The sequence below is a fragment of the Pseudomonas sp. NIBRBAC000502773 genome (assembly GCF_006517195.1).
Taxonomy (GTDB): domain Bacteria; phylum Pseudomonadota; class Gammaproteobacteria; order Pseudomonadales; family Pseudomonadaceae; genus Aquipseudomonas; species Aquipseudomonas marginalis.
Window position 1 is genome coordinate 553,030 of sequence record NZ_CP041189.1, and the last position, 12,962, is coordinate 565,991.

The window sequence follows — 12,962 nt, forward strand, 5'->3', positions numbered from 1 at the left end:
GTTACTTGATGCGGTAGTGGAAGGTATTGCGCACCGCCGGTACGGCCACGGCCTTGCCGTCAACGATCCTCGGCTGGTAGCGAAAGGTGTTCGCCGCCGCCAGTGAAGGCCGGATAAACAACGGGTGGCAGCCGTCCAGCACCTTGGGATTTTCCACGCGGCCTTGGGTGTTGACACTGTACTCCAAGGTGCAGTCGCCCTCGATGTTCTTGTCCAGGGCGCGCTCGGGATAGTCCGGTGCCTCCTTGCTCAGGGGTTGGTATTGGCGGCTGTCGAAGGCCGGCGCCGGGGCTGGCGCGGGTGTGGCTGCCCGGGCTTTTTCAGCGGCCAGGCGTTGCTGATCGAGGCGTTGTTGTTCCAGCTCGCGGTGGCGTTGTTCGCTGGCCAGGCGTTCCTGCTGCTGCTCGATCTTCTTGTCTTCGACGCGTTTACGCGCCAAGGCGGCTTTCTCGAGTTTTTGCGCCTGGACCTGCGGGTCGACCGTGGGCTTTGCCGGCACCGGCACTGGTATCACCACCGGTTCCGGCGGTGCGGGGGCAGCCACCACCGGTTCAGGCTCGGGTGCTGGCGCCGGTGGCAGCATGACCAACTGCGTGTGCATCACCCGAGGGGCATCCGCCACGGGCTTCTCCGTCGACCAGCCCAGCATCAACGCGGCCAGCACGCCGACGTGCAGCGCCACCGCCAGGCTGGCGGCGAGGCTGTTTCTCCAAAACCCGGAAGCCTCCCGGGGCGCCATCGTCAGGGTGGGACTGTGCATGATCATCGCCGTCATTGCGGGGCCTCGGTCACCAGCCCCAGGTTGCTGACACCACCCTTCTGCAACACCGCCATGGCCGCGACCACACGGCCGTAACCGGCGTTGTCGTCGGCGCGGATATAGACCTGGGTGTCGCCGCGCGCCGCCACCACCTGCATGACCTTGGCGCCCATTTCATCCAGGCTCACGGCGCTGTCGGTCTGGTGCTGGGTATCGAGTTCGCCGCCGAGGTTCCAGTAGTAGCCGCCGTCGGCCTTTACCGACAGCGTGAGGATCTGCTGGCGGGTGTCGGTGGCCAACGCCTCGGCGGCGACCTTGGGCAGGTCGATCTTCACGCCCTGGGTCAGCATCGGCGCGGTGACCATGAAGATCACCAGCAGCACCAGCATCACGTCGATATACGGCACCACGTTCATCTCGGCCTTGGGCCCGTGTTTGCGTTGCGGCCTGACTAACATGGGAGTTGCTCCTTTCAGGCGGCGACGGCCAGGTTGATCGACGTACCGCGCAGGGTGCGGTGCAGGCGTACCTGCAGCTCATTGCCAAACGCGTAGTAACGGGTGAGCAGGGTCTGGCCGCGCGCCGCGAAGCGGTTATAGGCGATCACCGCCGGGATCGCCGCAAACAGGCCAATGGCCGTGGCGATCAAGGCTTCGGCAATGCCCGGCGCTACGGTGGACAACGTCGCCTGTTGCACCTGGGACAAGCCGATAAACGAATTCATGATGCCCCACACCGTGCCGAACAGGCCGATGTACGGGCTGACCGAACCCACGGTCGCGAGAAATTGCAGGCCCTTTTCCAGCTCGATTTCCTGCTCGGTGATCGCCACCTGCAAGGCCCGCTCCACGCCTTCGAGCACCGCCGGGTCATGGCTGTGCAAGTGCTGGTATTCCTGGACCCCGGCGATAAAGATCGGCGCAATGCCGCCCTCGCCCGCCTGCTGGAGCTCACGGGACAGTGCCTGCAAATCCGACGCGGCGCGAAAGCGCTGCACAAACGTATTCAACTGCCGCTCCAGACGGCGCAGCACACTGCCGCGCTGGATAATCAGGTACCAGCTGAGCAAGGACGCCAACAGCAAGGTGAGCATGACAGCCTTGACCAACAGGCTGGCGTCGCTGATCAAACCCCAGATCGTCATATGTTCCATCGTCGCGTGCATGGTGAATCTCCCATTCGATTAAAAAGTGATGACCGGTTGATGACGGTTCACGGCAATTTCAATGCGCGGGTGACCTCGGCCCAGGGCACGAACTTGAAGTTCTGGGTCTGCTCGGGCATGCGCTTGCGCCCGTCCTGCACCACCAGCATGCCTTGGCTCCATGGCCCGCCGAGGTTGATGGCGGTGACTTCCAGGCCATCGGTTTCCGACGCACCGTCGATACCGGCAGCGGCGTTCAAGCCGACGCGAAAGCCGCCGTGCACGGCAAACGGCGGTTCGGCATCCACCACCAGGTAGCTGTCATTGCCCTGGCTGGAGATCACCAGGTAGTCATGTTTATCGCTCTGGTACAGCGCTAGGCCCTCGACATCCGCATGCAATTGCGCGCCGACCTTGATCACGCTGGTCAACGTCGCCGGTTGATCGGCGCGCGCATCCACCGCCCACACGCCGACGTCTTCCTCACCGATAAACAGGCGCTGGCGCTGGTCGTCGGCTACACAGCCTTCGGGTTGGCTGTCGACCTTGAACTGACGCACCAGCTCGCCGTGCACACGGCCGTCCGGCGCACTGAGGCGGTATTGCAGGAAGGTGCCGTCCTTGCCGTTGGCAATCGCGTAGATCTCGCCGCTGGCGGGCTGGAACAGGCAGATGCCATAGATTTCCTTGAGCGGCGTGGGCACTTCACCGGCCTCACGCAGCTCGCCGCTCTGACGGTCGATGCTGAACAGGCTCAGGCTGTTGTGATCGCGATTGCTCGCCACCGCCAGGTCCACCGTTTGCGCGCCAAGCTTGAAGTTGGGGCGTACGTCGACGTTGTTCAGGCGGCCCACCGCCAGTTCCTGCAACAGCTTGCCGTCGAGGTCGTAGGCGAGCAGGCCCTGTTTCTTGTTGGTTCCGAGCACACGGCTGTTGGCCGGGGTTTGCGGGTGAATCCAGATCGCCGGGTCATCCGCCGCGTCGCCCTGGCGGCCGACCGGGTCGCTCTGGCGCAAGGCCGCGACTTCCGGCAGCACCGGCGCCGCCGCGACGGGCTTGGCCTGCCAGTCGAGCCTGGCCTGGTAGAGCGTGCCGCTGTCATCGTCGCGCACCAGCAACTGGCGGCCATTGAGCGCCAATTGCTCCGGCTCTTTCAGGCCCGGCAGGCCCAGGCTCGATTGCTCCACCCAGCGCTCGCCGGTGTGCTGGAACAGGTGTAACCGGGCGGTCTTCGGGTCCAGCGCAACCAGGCCACCGGGTACCAGCGCCATGGCCCCGGCTTCGCGCTTGGGAGTGTCGAACAGCGCCACCGGCGTGCGTTTCACCTCGGCTTCCGGGTGCGCCGGGTAGGCCCACCAGCCGACATTCTCTTCATTCACCAGCAACTGCTGGGTGGCATCGTCCACCTGGCAGAACTGCGCCGACGGCGGCAGCGGCAAACCCCGTACACGCTGGGGGTCGGTGAGCAGCGTCGCGCCGTTGCCCACCAGCCATTGCTCGCCCTTGCCCTCTTCGCCCACCAGGAACACAAACAGGTTGGCCGCGGCGTCGCGGTACAGGCACAGGCCATTTACCGGGTAGTCGCGGGTCGGCAGGTACAGCGGCTTGCCCCAGTTTTTGCCGGCGCTGTCCAGGCTGATCAGCAGCGCCTGCTGGCGCTCGTTGTCGAGGCTGGCGAGCAGCACCTGGGCACCTGCGGCGCGGGTGTCGAGGCTGCTGAAGTTACCCTTGAAACGCGCCAGCTCGGCGCCCTGGCTGTCAAGCAGTTGCAGGCCGTCGCGGGTGCTGGCGGCCAAGCGCTCGGTGCCATTGGGCAGGAAGGCCACGGCTTCGGCCTTCAGGCTGGGTGCCCACGGGGTCAGCGCCAGGTCGGCGGCGAACGCATGGCCGCTGGTGACCAGGGCAATCAGCAGGTACAGCTTGGAAATTCTCATGGACAAGCAAATCCTTCAAAAACAATGGAGATCAAATGTGTTGAATTCAAAAATGAGTGAAAGTCAGGCCCACTTTGTAGGTCGGGCCGTACTCTTCGTATTGGCCGTTGTAGCTGCGGTGGCCGGTGTAGACGAAGTACGACTCATCGGTGAGGTTCTGGGCCTCGAAGCTGACTTGCAGGTTCTTGGTCAGCGAGTAGCGCGCGCTGAAGTCGACGAACGTCTGCGCGTCGACGTGCAGGTCGTGGGCCTTGTCGTTGATCGAGGCCAGCTCATACAGGTAGGCCGACTTGTAGTTGGCCGACAGGTGCAGGCTGAGCTTGTCGTCCTCCCAGCCGAGCATCAGGTTGCCGACGGTGTCCGACTGGTTGGGCAGGCTGATGTTGCGCTTGCGATTCGTGCCGCTGGCGGCGTCGAAGCCTTCGATATCGGCGCTGGAGCGGCTGAAGGTGCTGTTGGCGCCGATCAGCAAGCCGTTCCACGGTGCGGGCAGCCAGTCGAACTTCTGTGAGTAGGCCAGTTCCAGGCCGTAGAGCTTGGCGCTGTCGCCGTTGGCGTAGGTGTGGGCCTCGGAGAAATTGGTCCAGGCGCCGGTGCCGGCAAGGTCGGTGTTGTAGACGAAGTTCTTGATGTCCTTGTAGAACACGAATGCCGATACGGTCCCGGCGCGGCCCATGAAGTGCTCGATACCCAGGTCAAGGTTGCTCGATTCCAGGGGCTTGAGGTCCGGGTTGCCGAAGGTGGCTTCGTCATCGTCGATCACAAAACCCGGCGCCAGCTGGCCGAATGTCGGGCGCACCACCGACTTGGTCCAGGCCGCGCGCACCTGGGTGTTCTTGTCGATCTGGTAGCGCGCATGCAGCCCCGGCAACCAATGGTGATAGCGGCGTTTGGTCTCGGTGGGGGTGAACACGCCATCGGTGGCGCCGGTGCCCTTGGCTTCGAACTCGGTGCCCTCGTAGCGCAGGCCGGCGATAAAGCGCCAGTCGTCGATATCGAGGGTGTTCATCAGGTAGCCGGCGTTGATGTCCTCGCGAATGGTGAAGTCGTTGACCCGCGATTCGGTCTCGTCATAGAAATCCGCCGGGTTGAGGCTGCCGATCAGCTGCTTGATGGCGCTGGGGCTGATGCCGGGGCCGTAGTTGCCCAGGCGATAGTCGACGCTGCCCTTCTGGAACCGGGTGAGGTTGAGTTGGTCGGCGCTGAAACCGAGGGTGTCGAAGTCTTCGTAGACCCAGGCCTCCAGGTCGTTGTCCTTGTTGCGGCGGCTGACCTTGCCGCCGAACTTGACCTGGGACGCATAGCCGCTCAGGTCATAGTCGCGGGCCAGGTCCAGGCGCAGGTTTTTCTCGGTGTCCGTGGTGTTCTGTTTTTCCCAGTCGACCTTGTCGAGGCTGAAGTTGCTGGCGTCGTAGAAGCCGCTGCCGATGATCGGGCGGGGTTTGTCCTTGTCGTAGAAACCGCTGTTGGCAAAGTCGCCGCCGTCGAAGGTGGCGCCGGCGATATGCGCCGGGCTGTCTTCGCTGGATTGGCTGTAGCCGGCCTGGCCGCTTAAGGTCCACAGGCCGAGCATGCGTTCGCCGCCGAATACATAGGATTGGATTTCCTGGGTTTCCTCACGGTTTTTCAGCTTGCGCTTGCCCTCGGCATCGCCCAGTTGGCCCGGGGCCTGGGGGTCGGCAAATTCAATGCTGGTGGAGTTGCGGGTTTCTGTGTCGGTGTAGCGGCTGTATAGGGTGCGCAGGTAGTAGCTGCTGAGGTCATCGGGCTTGTAGTCGAAGTTCAGGCCACCGCCGGCGCGTTCGCGGCTGATGTCGTAGTCGCGCTGTTCGAACTCATTGAGCCGGGCGCCGTCGGTGAAGTCCCAGGCGCCGCCGGTTTCGACGTTGTCCGAGCCGAAGTCGCGCTTTTGCCAGCTCAGTGCCGCGGCGACGCCGAAGTTGTCGATGCCGTCGCCGAGGCTGAAACGGTTACTGGCGGCACCGGAGAATTTCGGGCTGGTCTGGCGGGTGTTCTTGTCGTAGCTGGCTTCGCTGCTGCCGGTGTAGAACAAACCTTTATGGTCGAAGGCCGAGAGGCTTTGCACATCGACGGTGCCACCGAGGGAGTTGGCGTCCATGTCCGGGGTGAGGGTCTTGATCACCGACAGCGACTGCACCAGTTCCGAGGGCAGCACATCGAGGGCCACGGCGCGGCGCGCGCTTTCCGGGGCGGGCACCAGGGTGCCGTTGATGGTTACGCTGTTGAGGTCCGGGCCCAGGCCGCGCACGCTGACAAAACGCCCTTCGCCCTGGTCGCGCTCCACACTGATGCCCGGCAGGCGCTGCGCCGCTTCGGCGACGTTCTGATCCGGCAACTGGGCCACACCGTCGGCATGCACCACGCTCTTGATGCTGTCGGCGCTGCGTTGTTCCTTGAGCGCCTGGTCGATGGCGGCGGCCTGGCCGACCACCTCGACGTGCTCGGTGGCGCTCGCTTCGGCGGCGCTCAACCGTTCACTGGCCATCGCCAGGGCCAAGGCGGTAAGCGTAAAGCTGACGAGCCCGGTGCGCTTGTACATGCAATCCTCCCCAAGAATCCGTTGGCGCCAGGCAAGGGGCCCGGCAACTGGGAGGGCACGCTAGGGGTGGGGGATGACGGTTCTGTGACAGGGGTCGGCGCGAAGGCCTGTAAACCTGGGTTTAGAGCAGTCCTGCAGGTGCAAATGAGCTGATATGACCTGTGTAGATCCCCAGTGGGAGGGGGCTTGCTGTGGTGAGGAGGCTTGTCCCCCCGACGGGTTCACTGAGGATACGGGGGGCCTGCTTCGCAGACCGGCGCGGGGCAAGCCCGCTCACCACAGCTAGTCTGCTCACCACAGCAAGCTCCTCCCACATTTTTTGATCGCCCGTGTGTTTGAGCTGAGCTGATTCGACCCTCCTCCACCGTCATCCAACGGTCACATCCATCTGCTGTGCTGGCGCCCACCACTCATTTGCCCAAGGACCTGCGGCCATGTTTTCCGTGCTCAAGCCCCACCGCTGGAAACTCTCGTTGCTGCTGATCGCGGCCAACCTCGGGCTGATCCTGCACCTGGCCTGCGGCGAGTTGAAAAGCGTCAGCGAATGGGTGTGGCTGGATATCTTCGGCGAAGGCGGTTCCGCCCTGCTCGCCCTGGTGTGGCTGGGCCTGGTGCTAAAAAGCCGCCCCGCAGGACGCGTCACCAATTACCTGGCGCTGGGCCTGTCGTGCATCTTTTTCTCCTGGTGGATCGACAGTCTCGACGAATTTATCCGCCTGCCCGACAGCATCACCTGGGACCATTGGCTCGAGTCCGGGCCGATGCCGGTGGGCATGATCCTGCTGACCATCGGCATCTACCACTGGCACCGCGAACAACTGGCGATCAGCGCGCAGATGGAAAAGCGCGAGCGCTTGTTCCGTGAACATCGACTGTTCGACAAACTCACGCCGCTGGCCGGCGCCGACTACCTCAAGCGCCAGCTGGCCGACAGCCTGCAGGACAGCCGCGAGCAGCAACAACCGCTGTCGCTGCTGGCCCTGGACCTGGACAACTTCGCCGCCATCAACCAGGCCTACGGGCATGCCGAAGGCGACGCGGTGTTGCAGGCCCTCAGCCATTTGCTGCTGCTCAACCTGCGCCGCCAGGACCTGCTGTGCCGCCTGGCCGGCGACCGTTTTGTGGTGCTGCTGCCCAACACCGGCGAACGCCAGGCCAAGGAGCTGGCGCTGGAGTTGCAGCAAGCGGTGCGCGGCCTGGCCCACAAGACCCGGCAACAGGGCGAACGCCTGCAACTGGCGGCGACCACCGCCGTGGTCATGGCCCTTGAAGAACCGCCCCAGGATTTGCTCAAGCGCCTGAACCTGGCCTTGGCCAGGGCCAAGCAACCCCTTGCGAAAAGTGCCTGAGATGGCCGTCAAAACCAGCTGGTATGAAGCCGACAGCCGCTTCATTCCAGGGCATTACCAACCCGCCACGCTGATCGACCTGGCCTTGTCCCGGGACATCGACAGCCATCGCCTGCTACGCGGCACCGGGCTGTTTCACGAGGACATCCTGGCCGGCACCGCGCACTTGAGCCCGCAGCAGTTTTTCGGCTTGATCGGCAACAGCCGCAAGTTACTGGACGCCGACGACAGCAGTTTCCTGTTTGGCCAGCGCCTGCTACCGGGCTATTACGGTGCCGCCAGCCACGCCCTTGGCCATGCGCAGAACCTGCACCAGGCCCTGGAGATCCTGATCCAGCAACAGGTGCTGCTCAGCCCGTTGGCCAGCCTGCAACTGGAGCTGGATGAGCACCACGCCTACCTGTACTGGCTGGACAGTTGCGGCGCCGGCGAGCACTGGCGTTTCCTGCTGGAAGCCAGCATGACCTCGCTGGTTGCCATGAGCCAATGGCTCAGCGGCGAGCGCCTGCCGTGGGCGTGCAGTTTCAGCCATGCCGAACCGCGCTACATCGAACAGTACTGGGTGCACCTGGGCGAGGACACGCGCTTCGAGCGCCCGCTGGACATGATGACGATCCCGCGCGAATACCTCACCCGCACCTGGCCGGGCGCCTCGGCCACGGCCGGCCAGGTTGCACGCCGCCAAGCCCGCGAGCAGATCGAGCAACTGGGCTTTGCCGGCAGCTTTCTCGACTGCCTCTACGAGTACCTGCGCGACCAGGTGCGCCAGCCGCCCAGCCTGGAACAGGCGGCCCAGGCCTTCGCCATGAGCCCGGCGACCCTCAAGCGCAAGCTGCACAAGCACGACACCGGTTTTCAACAGCAGGTGGACCGGGTGCGCAAGCAGGTGGCGTTGCACCTGTATCAGGTCAAGGGCTACAGCAATGATGAGGTGGCGGCGTACCTGAATTTCAACGATGCGGCGAACTTCCGGCGCTCATTCAAGCGCTGGACCGGCAGCACCCCGAACCTGATCCGCCAGCTGTTCAACAGCCGCTAGCCAGGCGTTCGCGCAAAAACTCCACCAGCGCCTGCACCGGCCGTGAGCTTTGCCGGTGCTGGGGATACACCGCCGACAGGGTCAGGGCTTCGGGGGCAAAATCATCGAGGAGCGTGACCAGCCGGCCGTCCTTCAAGGCGTCGCCGACGATAAAGGTCGGCAGGTAGGTGACGCCCAGGCCGGCGACGGCGGTATCGCGCAGCAACTCGCCGTTATTCACGCGCATACGGCCGGTGACATTCAGTGCTTGCAGCTTGCCTTTGAAGCGCCATTGCACCTGGCGGCCATGGCCGTAGGGCAGGCAGTCGTGTTCGGCGAGGTCTTCGGGTTTAAGCGGCGTACCGCGCAGTGCCAGGTACTCGGGGCTGGCGCAATACACGCGCTCGATGCTGGCGATACGCCGAGCGATGAGGGTGGAATCTTCCAGGGTGCCGATGCGCAGCACCAGGTCGTAGCCCTCACCGATGAGGTCCACCGGGCGGTCGCTGAGGTCAACTTCCACCGACACCTGGGGATGGCGCTGCAAGAACACCGGCAACAGGCAACCCAGGTGCGCCATGGCGAACGACAACGGCGCACTCAGGCGAATGGTGCCGCGCGGTTCGCTGTTCTGGCCGGCGATGCCCTGCTCCACTTGCTCGACTTCACCGAGCAGGCGCAAGGCGGACTCGTAGTAACTCTGGCCCAGGGGCGTGACATCCAGGCGGCGCGTGGAGCGGTTGAGCAGGCGCACGCCGAGGCGATCCTCCAGCTGGATCAGGCGGCGACTGACGAATTGCTTGGACAGGCCCAATTGTTCGGCGGCGGCGGTGAAGCTGCCGGATTCCATGACCTGGCAGAACAGGCGCATGTCTTCGAAGGGGTTCATTGTCGCTTCTCGGTGGACAGTTTGGAGATTTATAACTGGATGGTCGCAACACCACAAATCAAATGTGGGAGGGGGCTTGCCCCCGATAGCGGTCTGTCAGTCTCAATAGCTTTGACTGATACACCGCTATCGGGGGCAAGCCCCCTCCCACATTGATCACCTAAAGGCTTGAAAACCGGTTACTTGGCAGTGAACGCCGAGTAGCTGTTCATCAGGTTGCGGTAGTTGGGGATGCGCGGCGACAGCAGGTTGGCCAGGCCTTCCATGTCGTTGCGCCAGTCCACTTGCAGCTCGCAGGCCACGGCGAACCAGTTCACCAGTTGCGCACCGGCGGCGGTCATACGCGCCCAGGCGGCTTGTTGCACAGTTTCGTTGAAGGTGCCGGAGGCGTCGGTGACCACGAACACCTCGAAGCCTTCGTCGAGGGCGCAAAGGGTCGGGAACGCTACGCACACGTCCGTCACCACACCGGCAATGATGATCTGCTTACGACCGGTAGCCTTGACCGCCTTGACGAAATCTTCGTTGTCCCAGGCGTTGATCTGACCAGGACGGGCGATGTACGGCGCGTCCGGGAACAGTGCCTTGAGTTCCGGCACCAGTGGGCCGTTGGGACCGCCTTCAAAACTGGTGGTCAGGATGGTTGGCAGGTTGAAGAACTTCGCCACATCGGCCAGAGCCAGTACGTTGTTCTTGAATTCGTTAGGGGAGAAATCCTGCACCAGGGAGATCAGGCCGGTCTGGTGATCCACCAACAGCACTACGGCGTCATCTTTGTTCAAGCGCTTGTAAGTCATGGGTTAACTCCTTTGTGGGTTTAGGTATCAGAACGCAAAGCACGAGCAGCCAAACGCCCCCCAGAAACCCTGGAAGTCGCTGACCGGCACGCTGGAAAGGCGCGCCTTTTCGTGGCTGTGGGAATGCACGCCGCACGGGCCGCTGCATTGGTGTACTTGAGCCTGCACAGGCGAACTCGGGCGCCAGTGCCCCGGCACCTTGACCACCGGCGACCAGTCCGGCAGCACCGGTACGCGTGGCGGTGCAAAGTCTTCGAAGTCGCCGGCGCCGTAGACCACCTTGCCGCCAACCACGGTGAGCACCGATTCGATCCACTTGATGGCTTCTTCATCGACGCTGAAAAAGTCCGCCGACAGCGCCGCCACGTCCGCCAGTTGGCCGACCTTGATCTGGCCTTTCTTACCCTGCTCGGACGAGAACCAGGCGCTGCCATGGGTGAACAGTTCCAGCGCGGTCAGGCGCGGCAGGCCTTCGGCGTGCAGCTCCAGGCCACCGACGGTGCGGCCGCTGACCATCCAATACAGCGAAGTCCACGGGTTGTAGCTCGAGACTCGCGTGGCATCGGTGCCCGCCCCCACCGGCACGCCTTCGGCCAGCATGCGCTTGATCGGTGGCGTGGCTTCGGCGGCCTTGGCGCCGTAGCGCTCGACAAAATATTCGCCCTGGAACGCCATGCGGTCCTGGATCGCGATACCGCCACCGAGGGCGCGGACCCGCTCGATATTCTTCGGGGTGATGGTTTCGGCATGGTCGAAGAACCACGGCAAGCCATTGAACGGGATGTCGCGGTTGACCTTCTCGAACACATCGAGCATGCGCGAGATGGACTCGTCATAGGTGGCATGCAGGCGGAACGGCCAGCGCTGCTCCACCAGATGGCGCACCACCGGTTCCAGCTCCTGCTCCATGGTCAGCGGCAGGTCGGGACGGGGTTCGAGGAAGTCTTCAAAGTCGGCGGCCGAGAACACCAGCATTTCACCGGCGCCGTTGTGGCGCAGGTAGTCATCGCCCTGGTGCAGGGTGACGCTGCCGGTCCAGTTCTTGAAGTCGCTGAGTTCTTCCTTGGGCTTCTGGGTGAACAGGTTGTAGGCGATGCGTACCGTCAGTTGCTCATCCTTGGCCAGTTGCTCGATCACCGCGTAGTCATCGGGGTAGTTCTGGAAACCACCGCCGGCATCGATGGCGCTGGTCAGGCCGAGACGATTGAGTTCACGCATGAACTGGCGGGTGGAGTTGACCTGGTATTCCAGCGGCAGTTTCGGGCCTTTGGCCAGAGTCGAGTAGAGGATCATCGCATTCGGCCGCGCCACCAGCATGCCGGTGGGGTTGCCGTGGCTGTCGCGCACGATCTCGCCACCCGGCGGGTTCGGCGTGTCCTTGGTGTAGCCGGCCACGCGCAAGGCGGCGCGGTTGAGCAAGGCACGGTCATACAGGTGCAGCACGAACACCGGGGTGTCCGGTGCGGCCTGGTTGAGTTCTTCCAGGGTCGGCATGCGTTTTTCGGCGAACTGGAATTCGTTCCAGCCACCGACCACCCGCACCCATTGCGGGGTCGGGGTTCGGTCGGCCTGCTCCTTGAGCATGCGCAGGGCATCGGCCAGGGACGGCACGCCTTCCCAGCGCAACTCGAGGTTGTAGTTCAACCCGCCACGGATCAGGTGCAGGTGCGAGTCATTGAGGCCGGGGATCACGGTGCGGCCCTTGAGGTCGATGACCTGGGTGCCGCTGCCACGCAGGGCCATGGCCTCGCCATCGGTGCCGACGGCAACGAAGCGCCCCTCTCGGATGGCGACGGCGGTTGCCCGCGGGTTTTCTCGGTCCACGGTGTGGAACTGGCCATTGAACAGAATCAGATCGGCGTTCATAGGGTTTCCTTTACAGAGGCTTCAAGCCAGGGAGCGAACAGGCGGGTGGCGGCCGGCATCAGCAGGTAGACCACCAGCAGGACGATGGTCACGGTGACCAGGAAGGTCGCGACCACGTAGTTGGAGAGAAACGGGTGCAGGCCGAGGATCGGGGCCCATACGATCGGCACCAGCAGGGTCAGCGGCAGGATCACGCACAGGGTCACCACCGCCTGCTTCCAGCGCGGCGGCTTGGCGGCGCTGTCGGCCAGGGGCGTGAACCAGAACTCGTTGACCGCACCGATTTCGGTCTTGTCGCCGTCGGCCAGCATCGGCGTGGCTTCGGCGATCAGGGTGTTGCGCTCGGGGGAATTGAGCCAGGTTTCCAGGTCATCGGTGGAGCGGTAGCGCAATACGCAGGTGAACAGCGCCAGGCCGTTCTGTTTGCTGCGCACCACATCGACACCCAGGTGGCCGGGACGCTCGCCGGCGATGCGTACGGTGCGGCGCAGCCAGGCTTCGTAGTCGGCTTCGCGGCCGGCCTTGATCAGGTGTTTGACGACCAGGGTGACGACTTCGTCGGGCCCTGTCTGTGGTGCTGGGTCCATGGGATGCCCCTCTGCCTTGAAATGTCAGCGATGAGGGGAGTTTGCCGAGGACAGCGTC

Annotated in this window: 11 protein-coding genes; 2 read left to right on the forward strand and 9 right to left on the reverse strand. The window is 63.8% G+C overall.

Going from position 1 to position 12,962, the window contains the following annotated elements; all coding sequences use genetic code 11:
* Position 1 precedes the first annotated feature (1 nt).
* Genes NIBR502773_RS02320 through NIBR502773_RS02340 form a run of 5 tightly spaced genes read right to left on the reverse strand, consistent with a single transcriptional unit; the run spans position 2 to position 6,398 of the window.
* Complete coding sequence (locus NIBR502773_RS02320) at positions 2-775, reverse strand: energy transducer TonB (protein ID WP_141155252.1); 774 nt, start codon at positions 773-775, stop codon at positions 2-4.
* Entirely contained in the window at positions 772-1,218 is a 447-nt protein-coding gene (tolR, locus tag NIBR502773_RS02325; protein ID WP_141155253.1) for a protein TolR, read from the reverse strand. Before tolR ends, NIBR502773_RS02320 begins: the two co-directional genes overlap by 4 nt.
* Positions 1,219-1,232: 14 nt before the next feature.
* Positions 1,233-1,925, reverse strand: a complete 693-nt coding sequence (tolQ, locus tag NIBR502773_RS02330) for a protein TolQ (RefSeq protein WP_141155254.1) — start codon at positions 1,923-1,925, stop codon at positions 1,233-1,235.
* 47 nt (positions 1,926-1,972) lie between these two features.
* Positions 1,973-3,838, reverse strand: a complete 1,866-nt coding sequence (locus NIBR502773_RS02335) for a phytase (RefSeq protein ID WP_141155255.1) — start codon at positions 3,836-3,838, stop codon at positions 1,973-1,975.
* A 46-nt stretch (positions 3,839-3,884) separates the two neighbouring features.
* Positions 3,885-6,398 carry a TonB-dependent receptor gene (locus NIBR502773_RS02340; protein ID WP_141155256.1) on the reverse strand — a complete coding sequence of 838 codons (2,514 nt, stop codon included), beginning with the start codon at positions 6,396-6,398 and terminating at the stop codon, positions 3,885-3,887.
* 434 nt (positions 6,399-6,832) lie between these two features.
* Here NIBR502773_RS02340 and NIBR502773_RS02345 point away from each other — a divergent pair, with 434 nt between their 5' ends.
* Both NIBR502773_RS02345 and NIBR502773_RS02350 read left to right on the forward strand, forming a co-directional pair.
* Positions 6,833-7,747 (forward strand): GGDEF domain-containing protein, encoded by a 915-nt coding sequence (locus tag NIBR502773_RS02345; protein WP_024074876.1) that lies wholly within the window; start codon positions 6,833-6,835, stop codon positions 7,745-7,747.
* Between the two features lies 1 nt (position 7,748).
* Positions 7,749-8,786 carry an AraC family transcriptional regulator gene (locus NIBR502773_RS02350; RefSeq protein WP_027607147.1) on the forward strand — a complete coding sequence of 346 codons (1,038 nt, stop codon included), beginning with the start codon at positions 7,749-7,751 and terminating at the stop codon, positions 8,784-8,786.
* Here the strand turns inward: NIBR502773_RS02350 and NIBR502773_RS02355 are convergent.
* From NIBR502773_RS02355 to NIBR502773_RS02370, 4 genes are all read right to left on the reverse strand, one after another.
* On the reverse strand, positions 8,773-9,654 hold the full coding sequence (locus tag NIBR502773_RS02355) for a LysR family transcriptional regulator (protein WP_065927198.1): 882 nt from the start codon (positions 9,652-9,654) through the stop codon (positions 8,773-8,775). The genes NIBR502773_RS02350 and NIBR502773_RS02355 overlap by 14 nt on opposite strands.
* A 179-nt stretch (positions 9,655-9,833) precedes the next feature.
* Complete coding sequence (gene ycaC / locus NIBR502773_RS02360; RefSeq protein WP_027607149.1) at positions 9,834-10,451, reverse strand: isochorismate family cysteine hydrolase YcaC; 618 nt, start codon at positions 10,449-10,451, stop codon at positions 9,834-9,836.
* Between the two features lie 27 nt (positions 10,452-10,478).
* Complete coding sequence (locus NIBR502773_RS02365) at positions 10,479-12,317, reverse strand: amidohydrolase (RefSeq protein ID WP_027607150.1); 1,839 nt, start codon at positions 12,315-12,317, stop codon at positions 10,479-10,481.
* Positions 12,314-12,904: an antibiotic biosynthesis monooxygenase gene (locus NIBR502773_RS02370; RefSeq protein ID WP_115488263.1), complete on the reverse strand. Its 591-nt coding sequence runs from the start codon at positions 12,902-12,904 to the stop codon at positions 12,314-12,316. Before NIBR502773_RS02370 ends, NIBR502773_RS02365 begins: the two co-directional genes overlap by 4 nt.
* Positions 12,905-12,962: the final 58 nt, after the last annotated feature.

Excerpts from the sequence above, each read along its gene's own strand:
- NIBR502773_RS02320 (WP_141155252.1), bottom strand. The coding sequence starts at position 775 with ATGACGGCGATGATCATGCACAGTCCCACCCTGACGATGGCGCCCCGG.
- tolR (WP_141155253.1), bottom strand. The coding sequence starts at position 1,218 with ATGTTAGTCAGGCCGCAACGCAAACACGGGCCCAAGGCCGAGATGAAC.
- tolQ (WP_141155254.1), bottom strand. The coding sequence starts at position 1,925 with ATGCACGCGACGATGGAACATATGACGATCTGGGGTTTGATCAGCGAC.
- NIBR502773_RS02335 (WP_141155255.1), bottom strand. The coding sequence starts at position 3,838 with ATGAGAATTTCCAAGCTGTACCTGCTGATTGCCCTGGTCACCAGCGGC.
- NIBR502773_RS02340 (WP_141155256.1), bottom strand. The coding sequence starts at position 6,398 with ATGTACAAGCGCACCGGGCTCGTCAGCTTTACGCTTACCGCCTTGGCC.
- NIBR502773_RS02345 (WP_024074876.1), top strand. The coding sequence starts at position 6,833 with ATGTTTTCCGTGCTCAAGCCCCACCGCTGGAAACTCTCGTTGCTGCTG.
- NIBR502773_RS02350 (WP_027607147.1), top strand. The coding sequence starts at position 7,749 with ATGGCCGTCAAAACCAGCTGGTATGAAGCCGACAGCCGCTTCATTCCA.
- NIBR502773_RS02355 (WP_065927198.1), bottom strand. The coding sequence starts at position 9,654 with ATGAACCCCTTCGAAGACATGCGCCTGTTCTGCCAGGTCATGGAATCC.
- ycaC (WP_027607149.1), bottom strand. The coding sequence starts at position 10,451 with ATGACTTACAAGCGCTTGAACAAAGATGACGCCGTAGTGCTGTTGGTG.
- NIBR502773_RS02365 (WP_027607150.1), bottom strand. The coding sequence starts at position 12,317 with ATGAACGCCGATCTGATTCTGTTCAATGGCCAGTTCCACACCGTGGAC.
- NIBR502773_RS02370 (WP_115488263.1), bottom strand. The coding sequence starts at position 12,904 with ATGGACCCAGCACCACAGACAGGGCCCGACGAAGTCGTCACCCTGGTC.